The sequence below is a fragment of the Meiothermus cerbereus DSM 11376 genome, assembly GCF_000620065.1.
In the GTDB taxonomy this organism is placed as follows: Bacteria; Deinococcota; Deinococci; order Deinococcales; family Thermaceae; genus Meiothermus; species Meiothermus cerbereus.
Genome location: NZ_JHVI01000004.1, coordinates 62,432 through 81,144, shown reverse-complemented (window position 1 = coordinate 81,144; position 18,713 = coordinate 62,432). Strand labels below are relative to the sequence as shown.

At 64.1% G+C, this 18,713-nt stretch carries 20 protein-coding genes; 12 read left to right on the top strand and 8 right to left on the bottom strand.

Annotated features, from left to right (window positions below; translation table 11 throughout):
- Positions 1-2: 2 nt before the first annotated feature.
- Complete coding sequence (locus tag Q355_RS0101685) at positions 3-440, bottom strand: 23S rRNA (pseudouridine(1915)-N(3))-methyltransferase RlmH (protein WP_027876184.1); 438 nt, start codon at positions 438-440, stop codon at positions 3-5.
- A 372-nt stretch (positions 441-812) separates the two neighbouring features.
- Between Q355_RS0101685 and Q355_RS0101680 the strand changes: the two genes are divergently transcribed.
- Genes Q355_RS0101680 through minC form a run of 5 tightly spaced genes read left to right on the top strand, consistent with a single transcriptional unit; the run spans position 813 to position 6,334 of the window.
- Complete coding sequence (locus tag Q355_RS0101680) at positions 813-1,922, top strand: thiamine pyrophosphate-dependent dehydrogenase E1 component subunit alpha (protein ID WP_027876183.1); 1,110 nt, start codon at positions 813-815, stop codon at positions 1,920-1,922.
- A 9-nt stretch (positions 1,923-1,931) separates the two neighbouring features.
- Positions 1,932-2,906 carry an alpha-ketoacid dehydrogenase subunit beta gene (locus Q355_RS0101675; RefSeq protein ID WP_027876182.1) on the top strand — a complete coding sequence of 325 codons (975 nt, stop codon included), beginning with the start codon at positions 1,932-1,934 and terminating at the stop codon, positions 2,904-2,906.
- Between the two features lie 10 nt (positions 2,907-2,916).
- The gene (locus Q355_RS0101670) at positions 2,917-4,317 is read left to right on the top strand and encodes a dihydrolipoamide acetyltransferase family protein (protein ID WP_027876181.1); all 1,401 of its coding nucleotides are present in this window, start codon (positions 2,917-2,919) and stop codon (positions 4,315-4,317) included.
- A 56-nt stretch (positions 4,318-4,373) separates the two neighbouring features.
- On the top strand, positions 4,374-5,768 hold the full coding sequence (lpdA, locus tag Q355_RS0101665) for a dihydrolipoyl dehydrogenase (RefSeq protein WP_027876180.1): 1,395 nt from the start codon (positions 4,374-4,376) through the stop codon (positions 5,766-5,768).
- 23 nt (positions 5,769-5,791) lie between these two features.
- Entirely contained in the window at positions 5,792-6,334 is a 543-nt protein-coding gene (gene minC / locus Q355_RS0101660; RefSeq protein WP_027876179.1) for a septum site-determining protein MinC, read from the top strand.
- Here minC and Q355_RS0101655 read toward each other — a convergent pair.
- On the bottom strand, positions 6,331-6,768 hold the full coding sequence (locus Q355_RS0101655; protein WP_027876178.1) for a DUF420 domain-containing protein: 438 nt from the start codon (positions 6,766-6,768) through the stop codon (positions 6,331-6,333). The genes minC and Q355_RS0101655 overlap by 4 nt on opposite strands.
- A gap of 74 nt (positions 6,769-6,842) precedes the next feature.
- Positions 6,843-7,154, bottom strand: coding sequence for a hypothetical protein (locus Q355_RS0101650; protein ID WP_211247143.1), 312 nt, complete (start codon positions 7,152-7,154; stop codon positions 6,843-6,845).
- Positions 7,155-7,398: 244 nt separating this feature from the next.
- Here Q355_RS0101650 and Q355_RS0101645 point away from each other — a divergent pair, with 244 nt between their 5' ends.
- From Q355_RS0101645 to Q355_RS0101625, 4 genes are all read left to right on the top strand, one after another.
- Positions 7,399-8,259: a dihydrodipicolinate synthase family protein gene (locus Q355_RS0101645; RefSeq protein WP_027876176.1), complete on the top strand. Its 861-nt coding sequence runs from the start codon at positions 7,399-7,401 to the stop codon at positions 8,257-8,259.
- Positions 8,260-8,324: 65 nt separating this feature from the next.
- On the top strand, positions 8,325-9,107 hold the full coding sequence (locus Q355_RS0101640; protein ID WP_027876175.1) for a hypothetical protein: 783 nt from the start codon (positions 8,325-8,327) through the stop codon (positions 9,105-9,107).
- Between the two features lie 193 nt (positions 9,108-9,300).
- Positions 9,301-10,206 (top strand): ABC transporter ATP-binding protein, encoded by a 906-nt coding sequence (locus Q355_RS0101630; RefSeq protein ID WP_027876174.1) that lies wholly within the window; start codon positions 9,301-9,303, stop codon positions 10,204-10,206.
- A complete protein-coding gene (locus Q355_RS0101625; RefSeq protein ID WP_027876173.1) occupies positions 10,199-10,969 on the top strand; it encodes an ABC transporter permease in 771 nt (256 codons plus the stop codon). The genes Q355_RS0101630 and Q355_RS0101625 overlap by 8 nt, the downstream gene beginning before the upstream one ends.
- An 82-nt stretch (positions 10,970-11,051) precedes the next feature.
- Here the strand turns inward: Q355_RS0101625 and Q355_RS0101620 are convergent, their stop codons facing one another.
- From Q355_RS0101620 to hutH, 4 genes are all read right to left on the bottom strand, one after another.
- On the bottom strand, positions 11,052-11,471 hold the full coding sequence (locus tag Q355_RS0101620; protein WP_027876172.1) for an SRPBCC family protein: 420 nt from the start codon (positions 11,469-11,471) through the stop codon (positions 11,052-11,054).
- A 223-nt stretch (positions 11,472-11,694) separates the two neighbouring features.
- Positions 11,695-11,835: a hypothetical protein gene (locus Q355_RS16840; protein WP_169735529.1), complete on the bottom strand. Its 141-nt coding sequence runs from the start codon at positions 11,833-11,835 to the stop codon at positions 11,695-11,697.
- 104 nt (positions 11,836-11,939) lie between these two features.
- A complete protein-coding gene (locus tag Q355_RS0101610; RefSeq protein WP_245597450.1) occupies positions 11,940-12,881 on the bottom strand; it encodes a tRNA dihydrouridine synthase in 942 nt (313 codons plus the stop codon).
- Between the two features lie 61 nt (positions 12,882-12,942).
- The gene (gene hutH, locus Q355_RS0101605) at positions 12,943-14,463 is read right to left on the bottom strand and encodes a histidine ammonia-lyase (protein WP_027876170.1); all 1,521 of its coding nucleotides are present in this window, start codon (positions 14,461-14,463) and stop codon (positions 12,943-12,945) included.
- Positions 14,464-14,522: 59 nt separating this feature from the next.
- On the opposite strand from hutH, the gene Q355_RS15225 reads away from it, so the two are divergent.
- From Q355_RS15225 to hutI, 3 genes are read left to right on the top strand one after another with little or no spacing between them, the layout of a single operon-like run.
- Entirely contained in the window at positions 14,523-15,257 is a 735-nt protein-coding gene (locus Q355_RS15225) for a GntR family transcriptional regulator (RefSeq protein ID WP_051529260.1), read from the top strand.
- Positions 15,232-16,878, top strand: coding sequence for a urocanate hydratase (gene hutU / locus Q355_RS0101595; protein ID WP_027876169.1), 1,647 nt, complete (start codon positions 15,232-15,234; stop codon positions 16,876-16,878). Before Q355_RS15225 ends, hutU begins: the two co-directional genes overlap by 26 nt.
- Positions 16,879-16,926: 48 nt before the next feature.
- Positions 16,927-18,108 (top strand): imidazolonepropionase, encoded by a 1,182-nt coding sequence (hutI, locus tag Q355_RS0101590; RefSeq protein WP_027876168.1) that lies wholly within the window; start codon positions 16,927-16,929, stop codon positions 18,106-18,108.
- A gap of 13 nt (positions 18,109-18,121) precedes the next feature.
- On the opposite strand, the gene Q355_RS0101585 is transcribed toward hutI, so the two are convergent.
- Entirely contained in the window at positions 18,122-18,712 is a 591-nt protein-coding gene (locus tag Q355_RS0101585; protein WP_084496016.1) for a DNA-3-methyladenine glycosylase family protein, read from the bottom strand.
- Position 18,713 lies beyond the last annotated feature (1 nt).

Sequence of the window (18,713 nt, the reverse complement as noted above, 5' to 3'; positions counted from 1 at the left end):
GGCTAGCGGTGGTAGGGCTCGCCGCGCTTGAGGGTCTCGACCCGGTAGAGCTGCTCCAGCAAAACCACCAGGGCCAGCTCGTGCTGCAGGGTGAGCCTGGATAGGGCCAGCAGCCAGTCGGCCTGGTCGCGCACGGCCTGGGCGTGGCCCTCGGCGCCCCCTATCAGAAAAGCCACGCCTTTTTCGGCCCCCATTTCCCAGGCCTCGAGCCGGGTTTTTAGCGCCAGGGTATCGGGCAGTTGTCCCCGCTCGTCCAGCACCACCCGCCGGTAGCCCTGGGAGGCTTCCAGCAAGCGTTGCCCCTCTTGAACCGGTGTACTCTCTCTTAGGTAAACCAGATCCAGTTTGGTGTACCTATGCAGCCTTGCCGCATACATCTCCAGTCCCACACGGGCGAACTCTAGTTTTGGCTTACCGATTACACAAATCCTGAGCTTCATACCCGATCCCCACACCCCCCAGGGGCCAGTTTATAGGTTGGCCTCGAGGTTCCGTCGGCTGCGAAACGCGGCCACACACAACCAACCTTGACCCCACCCAAATTTGAGACGGCCCAAAACCCGCTATAATCTTTGGTACCAAGAGGTTCCTATGGAGACGCGCCTCAAGCCGGTGGTTGGAATGGGCGCACCCAAAACCTTTGGCCCGGTATACCAAAGCGACTGTACAGGCCTCCAGTCTGGGAGGTCTCTTGCTTTGGCCGGGTGGTTCCCCGTGAAAGTCCTTACCCAGGATGACACGAGCTTTGGAGGCCCTTACCCAGGGCCTTCTGGTACAGGCGAGTCGGTCACCCCGGCAAGCCAGGAGGAGACATGGTTCAAGAGAAAATACGCTTCCAACCCTTTAGCAGCGAACCCATCCGGTTGGTAGACGAGCAGGGCCACTGGATGGCCCCGTTCGAGCACGCCCTGCCGCCCGAACAGCTCCAGCGCTTCTACCGCGATATGCTGGCGGCCCGGCTACTGGACGAAAAACTGGTCATCCTCATTCGCACCGGCAAGACCAGCTTCATCGCCCCCCATGCCGGCCACGAGGCCGCCCAGGTGGGCATCGCCCATGCCCTGCGCAAAGGCCACGACTGGCTCTTCCCCTACTACCGCGATATGGGCCTGATGTTGGCCCTGGGGATGCCGCTGGTCGAAATCTTCGGCCAGACCCTGGGCAATGCCGCCGACCCCGCCAAGGGCCGCCAGATGCCCTCGCACCCCGGCAGCAAGGCACTCAACGTGTTTACGGTCTGCTCGGCCATCGCCTCGCACATTCCCCCTGCTACCGGGGCCGCCCTCAGCATGAAGCTGCGCCGCACCGGCCAGGTGGCGGTCTGCACCTTTGGCGACGGGGCTACCAGCGAGGGCGACTGGCACGCCGGCATCAACTTTGCCGCCGTACAGCGGGCTCCGGCGGTGTTTGTGTGCGAAAACAACCGCTATGCCATTAGCGTCAACATCTCCAAGCAGACCGCTTCGGAGAACATCGCCATCAAGGCCCACGCCTACGGCATTCCCGGCTACTATGTGGACGGCCTGGACGTGCTGGCCAGCTACTTCGTGATGCAGGAGGCCATCGAACGGGCCAGGGCCGGCCAGGGAACCAGCCTGGTGGAGCTGGTGGTGCACCGTTTTGGGGCCCACTCCTCCGCCGACGACGACAGCCGCTACCGCTCGCGCGAAGAGTTGGCCGCCGAGCGCCAGCAAGACCCCCTCCTGCGCTACCAGCGTTTTCTGGAAAAGCAGGGTCTGTGGGACGCCCAGTGGGCCAACGAGCTAAGGCTGGAAATCTCCAAGGAGCTCGAGGCCGCCCTGCAGGAAGCCCTCGAGGCCGGGGAGCCCGATCCGCTCGAGATGTTCGATGACGTTTACGCCGCCCGCCCCTGGCACCTGGAGGAACAGCGGCGCCTGGTAGCAGAGGAACTGCAGTCCTGAGGAGGTTTTATGCCAACCATGACCCTTATCCAGGCTATAAATGAGGCCCTGGACGAAGAGATGAACCGCGACGAGCGGGTGATGTTGCTGGGCGAGGACGTGGGCAAGCGAGGCGGGGTTTTCCTGGCCACCGAGGGCCTGCAGCAAAAGTATGGCCCCGAGCGGGTAGTGGACACGCCCCTCGCCGAGGCCGCCATCATCGGGGCCGCGGTGGGGCTGGCTGCCCACGGGATGCGGCCAGTGGCCGAAATTCAGTTTGCCGACTACGTTTTTCCCGGCATCGACCAGCTCTTTTCCCAGGCCGCCAAGCTACGCTACCGCTCAGGAGGCCAGTTCAGCGCCCCCATGGTAGTACGCATGCCCACCGGCGGGGGTGTGAAGGGGGGCCACCACCACTCGCAAAGCCCCGAAGCCCACTTTGCCCACACCGCTGGTCTGAAGGTGATTGTGGTTTCTACCCCCTACGACGCCAAAGGGCTCCTCAAAGCCGCCATCCGCAACGATGACCCGGTGGTGTTTATGGAGCCCAAGCGCCTTTACCGTGCGGTAAAGGAAGAGGTACCCAGCGACGACTTCTTGCTGCCCATCGGCAAGGCAGCTATCCGCCGCACAGGCCGCGACATCACCCTGGTTTCCTATGGCGGGCCAATGGTCGAGACCCTCAAAGCCGCCGAGGAGATGGTCGCCGCAGGTATCGACCCGGAGGTAATTGACCTGCGCACCGTAATGCCCTGGGACAAACAAACCGTGCTGGAGTCGGTAGCCAAGACCGGGCGCCTGCTCATGATCTCCGAAGCGCCGCGCACGGCCAGCATGGCCTCGGAGGTGACCGCCACCATTTCCGAAGAGCTTTTCGACCAGTTGCTGGCCCCGCCCCTGCGGGTTACCGGGTTCGACACCCCCTACCCGCTGGCCCAGGACAAGCTGTACATGCCCACCGTAACCCGTATCCTGAACGCAGCCAAGCGTCTACTGGACTACTAGGAGAGAAAAGATGCCCAAAGAAGTGGTGTTGCCCGAGCTGGCAGAGTCTGTTGTAGAAGGTGAGATTCTTAGGTGGCTGGTGAACGAGGGCGAGGCCTTGAGAAAAGACCAGCCCTTTGTGGAGGTCATGACCGACAAGGTAACGGTGGAGCTACCGAGCCCCTACGAGGGGGTCTTGCTGCAAAAGCTGGTCAAGGAAGGTGATGTGGTACCGGTTCATGCACCCATTGCCCTCATCGCCGAGCCAGGTGAGGTCGCTGCCCCCATCGGCGAAAAACCCGAAGCGGCCCCCAGCCTGCAGGCCCAGGAGGAGCGCTCCATTGTAGAGCCCGGCCAGGTAGCGGAGGATGACGGGGCCAACCTCTCCTTGTTCAAGCCCGACAACAAGCAGGAGCAGGTAAAAAACCCCTTCAGCAAAGCCGCACCCCTGTCGGCTGCGCAAAGTACCGCCGTAGCCCAGCCCCACGGGCGGGTGATCGCGGTACCGGCTGCCCGCAAGCTGGCCCGTGAGCTGGGGCTGGACATCGCCCAGATTCCAGGCTCGGGGCCTGGCGGGCGGGTGCGGGTGGAAGACGTGAAGGCCTACGCTGAGAAGCAGGCCAGCAAGGAGGTCAGGCCGCCTTCCGAGGCCGCCCTCGAGCGCGGCAGCCCGCCTTTGCTGGGCCTTGCACCCGTGCAGTACAAAACCCCCAAGGGTTACGAAAACCAGGAGACCCGCGTCCCTTTGCGCGGCCTGCGGCGGGCCATCGCCCAGCAGATGATGGCCTCGCATCTCTACACGGTGCGTACACTTTCGGTGGACGAGGTGGACATGACCGAGCTGGTGGCCCTGCGCAACCGGCTCAAGCCGGAGGCCGAAGCCCAGGGGGTGAAGCTCAGCTACCTGCCCTTCATCTTCAAGGCGGTGGCGGTGGCGCTCAAAAAGTTCCCTGCCCTCAACAGCTCGCTGGACGAGGCCCGGCAGGAGGTGGTGCTCAAGCACTACGTGAATATCGGCATGGCGGTGGCCGCTGAAAACGGCCTGATTGTGCCGGTGGTGAGGGACGTGGAGCGCAAAAGCCTGCTCCAGATCGCCCGCGAGGTGGGCGACCTGGCCGAAAAAGCCCGCCTGGGCAAGCTATCTCCGGAGGAGGTGAGCGGCTCTACCTTCAGCATCACCAACATTGGCTCGATTGGGGCCCTCTTCAGCTTCCCCATCATCAACGTGCCGGATGCGGCCATTCTGGGCGTGCACTCCATTCAGAAGCGCCCTGTGGTGGACGAGCGGGATGAGATTGTGGTGCGGCAGATGATGTACCTCTCGCTCTCTTTCGACCACCGGTTGGTGGACGGAGCCGAGGCGGCCCGCTTCTGCAAAGAGGTTATCCGGCTCTTAGAGAAACCCGAGCGGCTTTTCCTGGAAGCGCTGTAGTTTTTCATCATACGGATTTTGTTTTTTATACATAGCCTTACTAGAATGGGGTGTCTATGTCAACCATCTACGACGTAATCGTGATCGGAACCGGCCCCGGCGGCTACCATGCGGCCATTCGGGCGGCCCAGCTGGGCAAGCGGGTGCTGGCGGTGGAGGCCGAACATGTGGGGGGGGTCTGCCTGAACGTGGGCTGTATTCCTACCAAGGCGCTACTGCACGCCGCGGAAGAACTCGAGGGCATCAAACACGGAAGCGCCTTCGGCCTCGAGGTCAAGGAGGCCCGGCTTGATCACAAAAAGCTGGGCGGCTGGCGTGACGGCATCGTCAAGAAGCTCACCGGCGGGGTCTCGCAGCTTCTGAAGGGCAACAAGGTAGAGCTGAAAACCGGCTTTGCCAGGTTTGTTGATAAAAACACCATCGAGGTGGGGGGCGAGCGCGTCCAGGGCAAGACCTTCATCGTGGCCACCGGCTCGGAGCCCAACACCCTGCCGGGCTTCGAGGTAGACCAGAAAGACATCGTGGACTCCACCGGGGCCCTGCGTATCGAGGACAAATTCCCCAAGCGCATGCTTTGCATCGGGGGGGGTGCGATTGGGCTCGAGTTCGCCCAGGTCTACAAGCGCATGGGGGCCGAGGTCACCGTGATCGAGTTCATGGGCCAGATTCTGCCCGCTGCCGACCCCGAGACCGCAGGTCTGCTGGCCAAAATTCTGACCAAGCAGGGCATCACCATCCGCACCAACACTAAAGGCGTGAAGGTCGAGCGGAAAAAAGACGGCCTGCACGTCACCCTCGAGGATGTCAAAAGCGGCCAGCAGGACACCTTGGTGGTGGACAAGATTCTGGTGGCCACCGGGCGGCGCCCCCGGGGCAAGGGACTGGGCCTCGAGGCCATCGGGGTGGTGGTGGATGAGCGCGGCTATGTGCCCACCAACGAAAAGATGGAAACCAACGTGCCTGGCATCTACGCCATCGGCGACGTCACCCGCCCCCCCCTGCTGGCCCACAAGGCCATGAAGGAGGGCCTGATTGCCGCGGAAAACGCCGCCGGGGGCAACGCCGTGATGGACTACCAGATTCCCAACGTGGTCTACACCAGCCCCGAGTGGGCCGCGGTGGGGATGACCGAGGAGGAAGCCAGCAAGGCGGGGTACAAGGTCAAGGTGGGCAAGTTTCCCCTCGCGGCCTCGGGCCGGGCCATGACCCTGGACGCCACCGAGGGCCTGATAAAGCTGATTGGCGACGCCGAGACCGACCTGTTGCTGGGTGGGCACATTGTGGGCCCAAGCGCCTCCGACCTGATTGCCGAGCTGGCCCTGGCCTTGGAGATGGGTGCTACCGTAACCGACGTGGCCCTCACCGTGCACGCCCACCCCACCCTTTCCGAAGGCATCATGGAGGCCGCCGAACACTTGCACCGTCAGGCCATCCACATCGCCAACCGCTAGGCTTTCTGGTATAACTGCCTTGCATGCGAATTCGTGCGACCCTTAACGCCCTGGCAGTTCGGCTCGACGGCAACGAAACCCCGGAGATGCTGAAAAAAGCCCTGGCCGACCTGCCTCCGCTGCCGCTCGAGGTCGAGGTAGCGGGGGTGGTGAACCAGGGGGTACTGGAGGCCCTGCTCGAGCTGGGCCGGGAGCGGGGCTTGCAGCTCAGGCCCCAGCGGGGCGAGAAATACATCCCCTATACCGAGGTGATTGACCAGACGGTGCGCGCGGGCGTTCGCATCGAGTCGCCGGGTACGGTGGTCATTCTGGGCGACGTGAACGCCGGGGCCGAAGTGGTGGCCGCCGGCGACATCATCGTGGTAGGCAAGCTGCGCGGACTGGCCCACGCCGGGGCCACCGGCCAGGAGGAGGCCACCATCTGGGCCATGCGCCTAGAAGCGAAGCAGCTCCGCATTGCCCACCACCTGGCCCAGGCTCCGGCAGGCGACACCAGCAACCGCGGCCCTGAGCGGGCCCGGGTAGCAGATGGTCAGATTGTGCTCGAGGCCTGGGGAAAGCGCTAAAAGCCAATGCCACCTGCTGGCTCGCCGTAGCGCTTGAGCACCAGGTCGATCACCCAGCCAGTAAAGGCCACATAAAGCCAGACCGGCACCGTCCAGCGGGCCCAGGCCTTATGGACGCTAAAGCGTTGCTTGAAGGCGTTGTAGAGCAACCACAAAACCAGGGGGCCGTTCAGGGCCGCCAAAATGGTGTGGCTGATCAACAAGGCGTAGTAAGCCACGCGCCACTCCTCCGGCCCCACGTAGCGGGTGGTGCCATACAGGCCCCACTTGAGCAGGTAAAACACCAGAAAAAGCGCGGCCAGGGCAGTAGCCACCAGCATTACCCGCGGGTGCCAGACCCGATCCTTGCGCTTAATCAAAACCACACCCACCACAACCGCCAGCCCCGAAAGCGCAATCAGGGTTGCCGCGATGTCTCCTAGTAACTCTCCCATCTAAACCCATTCCTCCTGTTCGCTACAGGGTTTGCTGTAGCTTCGTGCAAGCAGTGTATTGGCAAGCTACGGGTTTATCCCTGGCGCCGGCTCACAAATTCGCTGCCGAGTTTTTCTGCCAGTCGCCGCACCCGCTCCTGTCTCGAGCTGCGGGCATAGCTGTAGCCCAGCATGAAAAAGCGCTCGGCCTCGTGGCGCTTGCCAAGCTGGCGCTGGAGCTGGGCCAGACGCAGGTAGGCCAGGGCCATCATGCCATCGCGCTCCTTGCAAGGGCGAACCGCCTCCAGCAAGGCCACCGCTTCCCTTAGCGCACTTACCGCCTGCTCCGGCGGCGCCTCGCGGGCATCCCGTATAAGAATTGCTGCCTGGTCAAGCAAGCGCTGCACAGGCCCAAGTATAGCTGGCTCTACCCGGACATGCACCTACCCAACCAGGCCGCAATACCGTAAGGCAGGCCATTTGGTCGTCGGACGCTTGCAGTTTTTTTAAGCCGGAGCGTGTTTGGCAACCCATGCGCTTTTGGGCACAACGGGTCGTCTGCCAGCCAGTAGGGTGTTGTGTTGGCAAACGGCACTCCAAGGTTTGCTTTTGCGTTACAATCACCTGGCTTTACAAAAGGAAGCCGTTTTTATGATTATCCCTCCCCTTCCCACCCCTTTCGACCGCAGTGGCAACCTCGACGTCGAAGCTTTTCATGAGCTGGCGCAGATCGTAGAACCGCACGTGGACGGCCTGTTGTTCTACGGCTCCAACGGCGAAGGCGTCCACCTAACCCGCGAGGAGCGGGCCGCAGGCCTGGCCGTTCAGACCCCCAGGAAGCCCGCCATGGTGGGCCTGATGGAAGAAACCCTGGCCCAGGCCGCCATCGCCCTGAACGAAGCCGCAAACTTGGGGGCCAGGGTCCTGGTCACGCCCCCCCGCTACTACGAGGCCAACCTGGGCCACGAAGGCCTGCTACGCTACTTCGGCGGCATTGCCGATATGGGCCAGGCCGAGGTCTGGCTCTACCACGTGCCCGCCAACACCAAAGCCCAGATGCCCCTGCCGGTGGTGGCCGAGCTGGCCCAGCACCCCAACATTGGCGGCCTTAAGGACTCCAGCGGGGAGCTGGCCCGCATGGCCTTCTACAGGGCGCAGAACCTGGGTATAAAGCTATACACCGGCCATGCCCCCACTTTTTTGGGTGCCCTGGCGCTTGGCGCGCACGGGGGCATCCTGGCCGTGTCCAACCTGGCTCCCAAGCCCTACCGGATGCTGCTCGAGCTGTGGCAGGCTGGCAAGGTGGCCGAGGCCCAGGCCCTGCAAGCCGAAGTAGAACCCTTTGGCCGGGTGCTGGCCCAGGGGGGCTTTGTGCTCCTCAAGCAAGCCCTGCGGCATCTGGGGCTGCCCGGAGGGTATCCCCGTCCCCCCTACCCCAGCGAAAGCCCGGTCTGGCCCAGCTTCCAGCCCCTGCTGGAAGAGTTCCGGGAAAAAGGCTGGACGGTGGGTTAGGCTCGTTGAGCCAAATGAACCGTCCAGGATGCTAGGGATTCGGTAAGCTTGGTTTGGAGGACAGCATGCACCGAGTCTCGCTGATACTGCTGGGTTTGGCCCTGATGCTGGGCGCTTGTGTGCCGCAGGCCGTGCGGCCCCAGGCCCCTCAGGTTGAGTTGCTGCAGTTCAACCTGGTTTCCCTGGATCCCTTTAGCGGGCGGGGCGAGTTTGACCTGCGCCTGCGCCTGACCAACCCCAACTCTTTTACACTGCCTTTGCTGGACAGCACCCTGACAGCAGAACTGGGCGGCGCGGCGTTTCGCCTGACCCTACCGGCCCTGGAAATACCCTCCGGCGCCAGCCGCGAGGCCCAGACCCGCTTGGTGGTGCCCATCGCAGAGGGCACCCGCGCCCTGGCCAGCCTGGTGAGCGGGCAGAATACCCGCTTCCGCCTGCTGGGGGAGCTGCGGGCCCAGCTTGGCCCGGCAGTGGTTCCGATTGGGCCGGTGACGCTGGTGGACCGCGATGTGCGTATCCAGTTTGCCTTCCAGCTTCCCACCATTCGCCTGGTCGAGATCCGGCTGGATGGGCTGGCCATCCGGCTGGTGCTGGAAGTGGAAAACCCCAACCCCATCGGGTTCACCCTGGAAGGCCCTTTGCGCCTCCTGATCGGCGGGCGCAGCGTGGCCGAGAGCGGGTTCAGCCTTGGACTTGCACCCAGTGGGCGCAACCGCGGCGAGCTGCGCCTGGGTCTGTCGGGCCTGCCGGGGGTGGGGGGCGTGAGTGTAGACCTGGGGCTGACCGCCCGCATTCCGGGCATCCTGGATCGTCCGGTGGTGCAGGTGTTGCAGGGGATTTTGCGCTAGACCCGCCGCGTATGCTGGGGGGGGTATGCCCGAAACTTCGCCCGCACCTGTCGCCCTTTTGCTAGACGCCAACCTGGCGCGCCTGCTGGGGGCCTTCTGTGAACCCCGCACGGCTGCCGAGTGCTGCTGGCGCTGGGGCTTCTGAGTGTGCTGGTGGGCTTGGGTAAGCGTTGGATGATAATCTGAGCGAGGTATGACCGCTGTACTCGAGGCCACCGGACTTCACAAACGTTTTGGCACGCTGCTGGCGGTGGAAGGGGTGAGCCTGCACCTGGCCCAGGGCGAGGTACTGGCCTTTCTGGGGCCCAACGGGGCGGGCAAAACCACCACCATCAAGATGCTGGCCGGGCTGCTCTGGCCCGACCGGGGCCAGGTTCACCTGATGGGCAAAGACCCCCACCGGGACCCCTGGGCCCTACGCCACCTGGGGGCCGTACTGGAGGGCAACCGCAATGTCTACTGGCGCATGACCGCGCAGGAGAACCTGGTCTACTTCGGGGTGGCCCGGGGCCTCCGGTTTGGAGAAGCCTCCCGGCGGGCGCAAAACATTCTGGAGCAGCTGGGACTGGCTGAAAAAAGCCGCACCGAGGTGCGCCACCTTTCCCGCGGCATGCAGCAGAAGCTTTCGCTGGGCGTAGCCCTCATGCACCACCCTGAGCTGTTGCTGCTGGATGAGCCCACCCTGGGGCTGGATGTGGAAAGCGCCTTGCGGGTCGAGGAGATGGTGCGGGGGCTGGCCCGGGAGGGCAAGGCCATCCTGCTCACCACCCACCAGCTCGAGGTGGCCCAGCGCCTGGCCAGCCGCCTGGCCATCATCCAGCGAGGGAAAATTCTGCTGGAGGGCCGCACCGCCGAGGTACTGGGCCGTTTTGCCGGGGAACACTACGTGGTCGAGCTAGAGACCCCACTTCCACCTGAGCGGCTGGCATCGTTGCGGGCTCTGGGGCTCGAGGGGGAGGGGCCTAGCTATGTCTACCAAGGTGATGGCGAGGGGCTGTGGCGGCTGCTCGAGGCCCTCAAGCCCTGGCCCCTCAAGAAGGTGGCCCGGGCCGAGACCGATCTGCTGGAGGTATTCTTGAAGGTGGTGGGCCATGCTTGACCTCTTCTGGGTGGAGTTCAAACGCAGTTGGCTCTATCTGCGCCGTTATCCCAGCGAGTTCGTGGGAACCGTAGTGAGCCTCAGCATCCTCTTCTTGCTGCTGTTTTTGGGTGCCCGCTTTCTGGCTGGCCCCAGCGCCGAGTTTGGTGAGCGCACCGAAGCCCTTCTGGCCGGTTTCCTACTTTGGACCCTGACCCTTTTCTCCTATAGTTCGCTGTCTTTCGGGCTTTCCGAGGAGGCCCAGACCGGCACCCTCGAGCAGGTCTTTCTCACGCCCTATGGCCCCATACCCTTGCTGCTGGTGCGTAACCTGGCTGGCCTGGGCACCCAGCTCTTGCTCATGGGTAGTATCGCCCTGGTGCTGCTACTCATAACCGGGGCTCGCCTGAGCTTTACCCCCCTACTGCTGCTGCCCATCACGACGGTGCTGCTTGGCGGATACGGCCTGGGCTTTGCCATGGCCAGTCTGGCCCTGCTCTTCAAAAGGGTGCAGCAGTTGCTGGGTATTAGCCAGTTTTTGCTGATATTTCTGCTGCAATACCCGCTGGAAGGCAGCGGCTGGCTAGCCAAGCTGGGCTACTTTGTGCCGCTGGTCCCCGGCGCCGACCTCACCCGGCAGATGATGGCTAAAGAGGCCGCTCTGGACTGGAACCTGCTGGGCCTGGCCCTGCTGAACGGCCTGGCTTATCTGGCCCTGGGCATTGTGGTCTTTAGCCGGGCCGTGCAGGCCGCCAAGCGGCGGGGGCTGTTGTTTGGCTACTGATCGCGCTTCCTAAAGCGTTGGTAAGCCAGCAGTTAAGGCTCCCGCCCTGGAGGCCCCGCTCACCTCGCGGTCGCGCTCGAGCTCACCCCGCCAGCGACTCGGCGTGCTTCTTGTAGTTCTCGAGGATAGCCTGCCAACCGGCGCGCTGCATCTCTTCGGGGTTGGTGTCCTCGAGGTCGAACGTCACGGTGACTTTGGTCTTGCCGGGCGTAACCGGCTCGAACACCACCTCGGCCCGGCGGTCGCCGAAGGTGTAAGCGGGGCGGTGGTGTGGCTCCACATGGGTATAAACCCCCTCAAACTCGAAGCTGAAGCTGCCGTCCTTGGCCGCCATGGTAGAGCTGAACCTGCCGCCTACCCGCAGGTCGTTGGTGGCACTGGGGCAGTGCCAGTCGTCGGAGGCGTGGTTCCACTGGGTAATGTGTTGGGGTTGGGTGTAGGCCTCCCAGGCGGTTTGCAACGGGGCCTTCACTACAGCAGTAACGCTGATGGCTTTGTTCATACAAAAAACCCCCTTGTATCGGCACTGAAGTCATCCGAGGCTGTGGTCAGGCTTATTCGACATTAGATTATATAGCCATCTATTTATATGTTGTCAACAGAATCACATCGAAAGCAACTAACCTCGCTCAGAAAAAGTGCGCCAGCCCTCTGCTGAACGGATACAGCGGGTTGTGGTTTGGGTGGGTCGCTACAGACTAACCTGTTTACTTTGGCGCAGGTTGTTATTCGCGCTCGAGGTTGCCCCCCTCGGCTGCCTCCGGCTCGGTAGCCCTGGCCTTACGCTGGGCCTTTTCGGCCTTCTTTTTTTGTTTTTCCAGCTCACGCTGGCGCTTTTGGAACTTGTAATTCGGCTTGGTAGCCATACCCACCCCCTTTTTTTACACTGCCCTGGGTTCACAGACTCTACAGCACACACGGTTGCTCGAGGCCAGGCGCAGGTGGTTAGGTCGAGTATACCTGTTCAGCCCTAGGCTCCGCCCAGCAGGGCGTGCAACTCTTCCAGTGTGGATACCTGCTTGAGGGCGGGGTGTAGCTCGGGGCGGTGGGGAAAGTAGCGGTACAGCACCTTGCGAAGCTGGCGAACGCCGTGAAACTCGCCGTACCACTGCACATTAAGTTGGGCGTGGCGCAGCGCGGTCTGGATACGCTCGAGCTCGCTCGGGTCGCGGTTATCCCCCGCAATCTGCCGAAAAATCCAGGGGTTGCCCACCGCTCCCCGCCCGATCATGATCCCAGCAACACCAGTTTGAAGGCGCTTAAAAAAATGTTCAGCGTGGGTGACGTCTCCACAGCCCAGCACCGGCACCTTTACGCTTTGGGCCACCTTGGCAATGGCTTCCCAGTCGGCCTGCCCTTGGTAGCGCTGCTCACTGGTGCGACCATGCACGGTGATGAGAGCCACCCCGGCGGCCTCCAAGCCCTGGGCCACTTCCAGGCTCCGGTCTTCGTCCCAGCCCAGGCGAATCTTGGCGCTGACCTCGAGCCGGGTTCCCTGGCGCATAGCCCTCACCAGGTCAAAAGCCCGCTCGGGGGTTTGCAACAAACAAGCCCCACCCCGCCCGGCCAGCTTGGGGGCCGGGCAGCCCATGTTCAGGTCTATCGCCACCGGCGAAAAAATGGCTTCCGCCCTGGCCGCTGCATCGCGCAGCACCTCGGGGTCGTCGCCAAAAAGCTGCACCACTAGGTTTGGCTCTCCCGGATAAGGAGCCCCCAGCTCGGTGGATTTGCGCTCCCCAGCCAGAAAACCCCTGGCCAGCACCATCTCGCTTACCGTCCAGGCCGCCCCGTGCTCCCAGGCCAGCCGCCGAAAGGGCGCATCGGTGTAGCCCGCCATGGGGGCCAAAACCGCCCTGGGCACGCGCAGCATGCGTGCATAAAAGCCGGTGAGGGTGGTTGGCTCAGCGACCACAACCTGCCCAGTGTACGCCATGCAGGAGGTTCGCGGAACATCCGTCGCAGCCCAGAAATGCCTATTCCAGGCCACCCACAGCCTCCTCTGCCACCCGCACCAGTTCACCTGTGCGAATCAGCTCGCAGATGCGGGCCAGCTCGGGCTTCAGGTAGCGGTCGCGGTCGAGGTGGGGGATTTCCTGTCGGATGCGGCGGTAGACTGCCTCCACACCCCGGCCCGGGCGCAGTGGGGCATGAAAATCGAGGGCCTGGGCCGCCGAGGCCAGCTCGATGGCCAGCACCCAGAGGCTGTTTTCGAAGATGCTACGGGCCTTGCGGCAGGCGATGGTGCCCATCGAGACGTGGTCTTCCTGGTTGGCGCTGGTGGGAATCGAGTCCACCGAGGCCGGGTGGGCCAGCACCTTGTTCTCGCTCACCAGCGCGGCAGCGGTGTACTGGCTGATCATCAGGCCCGAGTTCAGGCCGCTGCCTTCGGCCAGGAAGGCCGGTAGGCCCGAGAGGGCGGGGTTGAGCATCTGCTCGATACGGCGCTCGGCGATGTTAGCGAGTTCAGCGAGGGCGATGCCGGCATAGTCGGCGGCCAAGGCCAGGGGCTGGCCGTGGAAGTTGCCCGCCGAAAGGGTGCGGCCCTCCTCGGGCAGCACCAGCGGGTTATCGGTCACGCTCTGCATCTCGCGCAGCACCACCTCCCGCACGTGGGCCAGGGCATCGCGGCTGGCCCCGTGCACCTGGGGAGCTGCCCTAAGGCTGTAGGCATCCTGCACCTTGTCGCAGTCCAGGTGCGAGCGCATGATTTCCGAGTCTTGCAAAAGCCGCTGCACGTTGGCACTGGTGGCTCGCATCCCCGGATGCGGACGCAGGCGGGCCACCGCCTCGTCGAAGGGCCGGTGGCTGGCCTTCAGGGCCTCCACGCTCATAGCCACCGCAATATCGGCGGTTTGCAGCAGTATCTCGGCATCCAGCAGCAGCAGGGCCAGCAGCGAGCACATGGCCTGGGTTCCGTTGATGAGCGCCAGGCCTTCTTTGGCCAGGAGCTCGAGGGGCTCAAGCCCCAGCGCCTGCAGCACCTCGCCCGCCGGGCGCACCTCACCCCGGTACACCACCTCGCCCTCCCCCATCAAAGGCAGGCACATATGGGCCAGGGGGGCCAGGTCGCCCGAAGCCCCCACCGAGCCCTGCGAGGGCACCACCGGAATCAGATCGAGGTTTAGGAAGTCCAAAAGCCGCTCCACCACCTCCACCCGCACCCCGGAGTAGCCCAGGGCCAGACTCTGGGCCCGCAGCAACAGCATTCCCCGCACCACCTCGGATGAAAAGGGCGCACCCACCCCAATAGCGTGCGAGAGCAGCAAATTCCGTTGCAGCAACCGCAGGTCTTTGGCCTCGATGCGCACGGTAGCCAGCTTGCCGAAGCCGGTATTCAGGCCGTACACCGGCTCGTTCTGCTGCACCAGCGTTTCCACAAAAGCCCGGCAACGCGCTATGCGCTCCCGTGCGGATGGGCTCAGGCCCACCGGCTCTTTTTCCCGCACCACCCGGCGGAAGTCCGCCAGGCTTAGCTTTGTATCCAGTTCCAGCATCCATTCCTCGCTTGACCCACCCTGGGGCTAGGTTGTATATACAAGTGAGAGGATAAACGGTGAAATACCTGCACGTCAAGGAAGCCGTGTTGGCGGAGCTGCAGAAGCCCAGCCCAGGCTTCCCCCTATCGGAAAACAGCCTGGCCCGCCGCTTTGGCGTGAGCCGCATGACCGCCCGCCGGGCCTTGCAGGAGCTAAAGCAGGAGGGCTGGCTGCTGCGTACCCAGGGCCGCAGCAGCACCCCTGCCCCCCGGCGCTTTAGCCAGGGCTTTTTGCGGGTGCGGCCCTTCTACGAGTTCGCCCAGGCCCAGGGGGCCCGGCCCCAGACCCAGGTACTGGCCGCCGAGCTGCGCCCTACCCCAGGCGAGGTTCGGGAAAAGCTGGGGGTGAAAAAGGCCATCTACGTCGAGCGGCTGCGTTTTTTGGACGAGGAGCCGGTGCAGCGGGAGGTGCGCTACCTGCACCCGGTTTACTGTGCTTCCATCCTCGAGCACGACCTCACCAGCGAGTCCATCCACAACCTACTGGTACACACCCTGGGCTTGCCCCTGACCAAGGTCTGGCAGCGGCTGGAAGCAGTAGCCCTAGAGCAGGAGATCGCCCTGCTGCTCCAGCAGCCCCAAGGGGCGCCCGCCCTGCGCCTGGAGCGGCTTACCTACACCCTCGAGGCGCCCATCACCTGGGTGGAGTACCTGATGCGGGCCGACCGCTACTACCTGGAAGACACCTTTATTCCCCAAACCGAGTTCCCGGCAAAGGAGCGTTCCTATGAGCTACAAAGCCCCCAGAGGTAACCAGCGCACAGCCCAGGGCTGGATTCAGGAAGCCGCCAAGCGGATGCTTTTGAACAACCTCGACCCCGAGGTGGCCGAACGGCCCGAGGAACTGATTGTCTACGGCGGGCGGGGCAAGGCGGCCCGCAGCCCGGAGGATTTAGAGCGGATTCTGGCGGTGCTCGAGCGCCTGAAAAACGACGAGACCCTGCTGGTGCAGTCGGGGCGGGCGGTGGGGGTCTTCAGAACCCAGCCCCTGGCCCCCCGGGTGATCCTTGCCAACTCCAACCTGGTGCCCCGCTGGGCCACCTGGGAGGAGTTTGACCGCCTGGACCGGCTGGGCCTGATGATGTACGGCCAGATGACCGCCGGAAGCTGGATTTACATCGGCACCCAGGGCATCCTGCAGGGCACCTACGAGACCTTCGCCGCTGCTGCCCGCAAGCATTTCGGCGGCTCCTTGAGGGGCACCATCACCGTCACCGGCGGGCTGGGCGGCATGGGCGGGGCGCAACCCCTGGCGGTGACTCTCAATGGCGGGGTGGCAATCTGCGTGGAGATTGATCCCGAACGCATCCAGCGCCGCCTGGACACCGCCTATCTGGACGTGCGGGCCGACTCCCTGGACGAGGCCCTGCGGCTGGCCGAAGAGGCCAAGCAAAAAGGCCAGCCCCTCTCCATTGGCCTGCTGGGCAACACCGCCGAAGTGCTACCGGAGATGGTGCGGCGGGGCTTCACCCCCGAGCTGGTCACCGACCAGACCAGCGCCCACGACCCCCTGTATGGCTACATTCCCATCCTGCACGCCGACGAGGACCCCGACACCCTGCGCAAGGCCGACCCCCAGGGGTACAAGGCCCGGGTACTGGACTCGATGGCCGAGCACTGCCGCTCAATCGTGGAGATGCAGAAGCAGGGCGCGGTGGCCTTCGACTACGGCAACAACCTGCGGGCCTTCGCCAAGGAGGGGGGCTTCGAGGAAGCCTTCAGCTACCCCGGCTTCGTGCCCGCCTTCATCCGCGACCAGTTCTGCGAGGGGCGCGGGCCATTCCGCTGGGTGGCGCTCTCCGGCAGACCGGAGGACATCTACAAAACCGATAAGGCCGTGCTCGAGCTCTTCCCCGAGGACGAGGGCCTACGCCGCTGGCTCACTCTAGGGGTGAAGAAGTTCAAGTTCCAGGGCCTGCCGGCGCGCATCTGCTGGCTGGGCTACAAGGAGCGCGACAAGGCCGGGCTCCTCTTCAACGAGATGGTGGCGAAGGGCGAGGTGGGGGCCCCCATCGTGATTGGCCGCGACCACCTGGACGCTGGGTCTGTGGCTTCCCCCTACCGCGAGACCGAGGCCATGCTGGACACCTCCGACGCGGTGGCCGACTGGCCCATCCTGAACTTTGCCCTGAACGCCGTCTCGGGGGCGGCCTGGGTCAGCTTCCACCACGGCGGTGGGGTGGGCATGGGCTACAGCCTGCACGCCGGGCAGGTCACGGTGGCGGATGGCTCGGAGGAAGCGGCCTACCGGCTCGAGCGCGTGCTTACCAACGACCCCGGCACCGGCGTGATGCGCCACGCCCACGCGGGCTACAACTCAGCCAAGCAGGTGGCCCGCGAACGCGGCCTGGACTTAGCGGGCTGGGAAAACTGAATCCCTCACCCCGGCCCTCTCCCAAGGGGAGAGGGGTGAACCACAGCCATGAAACAAGTTTTCACCGGTATCTCCGAACTGTTCACGCCCAAAGAAAGGCTCGAGCAGGCCGCCTTGGCCGTGCAGGATGGACGGTTTGTTTGGGTGGGAACCGAGTCCAGCCTGCCCGACGATTATCGAAGCTGGCCCCGCACCGACCTGGGCGGGCGCGGGGTGGTGCCCGGCCTGGTGGACGCCCACACCCACCTGGTCTACGGCGGCGAGCGGCTGGCCGAGTACCTGCAGCGGGCCAGGGGCGAAAACTACGAGGCGATTCTAGCCGCAGGCGGCGGGATTTACGCCACAGTACGGGCCACCGACGCGGCTTCTGAAGAGGAGCTCTACGAGCTGGCGCGGGCTCGAGCTCACATTTTCTTAGCCCAGGGGGTCACCACCCTGGAAATCAAAAGCGGCTACGGCCTCCTGCCCGAAGCCGAGCTAAAAATGCTGCGGGTGATCCGGCGGCTGGGGGAAACCCTGCCCCAGCGCATCTTCCCCACCCTGCTGGCCCACGTGGTGCCCCAGGGCTGGGAACGGGAAAAGTACGTGCAGATGTTCACCGACGAACTTATACCCGAGGTCGCCCGTACGGGCCTGGCCGAAGCAGTGGACGTGTTCTGCGACCAGGGGGCTTTTACGCTGGAGGAAACCCGGGCCATCCTCGAGGCCGCCCTCGTCCACGGCCTCCGGGTCAAGCTCCATGCCGAGCAGCTCGCCCACACCGGGGCCACCCGGCTCGCGGCAGAATTGGGAGCCTTGTCGGCGGATCACCTCGAGCAAGCCACCCCAGAAGACTGGCAGGCCCTGGCTCAAAGCGGCACGGTGGGCACGGTGCTCCCTGGCGCAGCGGTGATCCTGCGCAAGCCTTTCCCCAACGCAAGGGCCATGTGGGATGCGGGGGTCAAAGTTGTCATTGCCAGCGACCACAACCCCGGCAGCAGCCCGCTCTTTAGCCCCTGGCTGGCTATGCAGCTCACCATGAGCCTGGGAAACCTCAGCGCCGAGGAAGCCCTGCTGGCCCACAGCGAAAACGCCGCGCTGGCCCTGGGGCGCAAGGATCTGGGAAAGATTGCGGTGGGGGCTCGAGCCGACTTTGTGGTGGTGGCCTCGGCCCATGCCCTCGAGGCCCTTTACCGCTGGGGCCATCTGCCCATCCACTCCGTTTTTGTGGCAGGAGCGCCGGCCCTTTAGCCACGCGCTGGTTTTATTGCTCCAGCACCCGCCACAGATACCAGGCCGCATGGGAGCGGTAGGGCCGGAAGCGCTCTCCCAGGGCTTCTAGCTCCTGTCGCTGGCTGAGGCCATATAGCTTCTGGGCCCCTTTGCGGATGCCCAGATCCAGCACGGGCCATACGTCGGGGCGACCCAAACCAAACATCAAAAACATCTGCACCGTCCAGACCCCAATGCCCTTGACCTGGGTCAGGTGGCCTATCAGCACCTCGTCGGGCAGGCTTTCAATGCCCTGGAGGCCGCCTTCCAGGGCAAAGCGCGACAGGTCCTGCACGTAGCGGGCCTTGGCATAAGACAGCCCCACCGCGCGCAGGTCTTCGGTGGGGGCCTGGTAGAGCACCTCGGGCTCGAGCGCAAAGCGGCCCGTCAGGCGACGCCAGATGGTATCGGCGGCCTTGCCCGAAAGCTGCTGCCCCACAATCGAGCTCAAGAGCACCACATACGGCGGGCGCAGCGGGAAGGGGTGGGGCGCAAAAGGTGCGGGGCCGTGTTGCTCGGCCAGCCTTTGCATGGTGGGATCCGAAAACACCACCCCAAGCCTGGACGACCTCGAGCGGGCCATA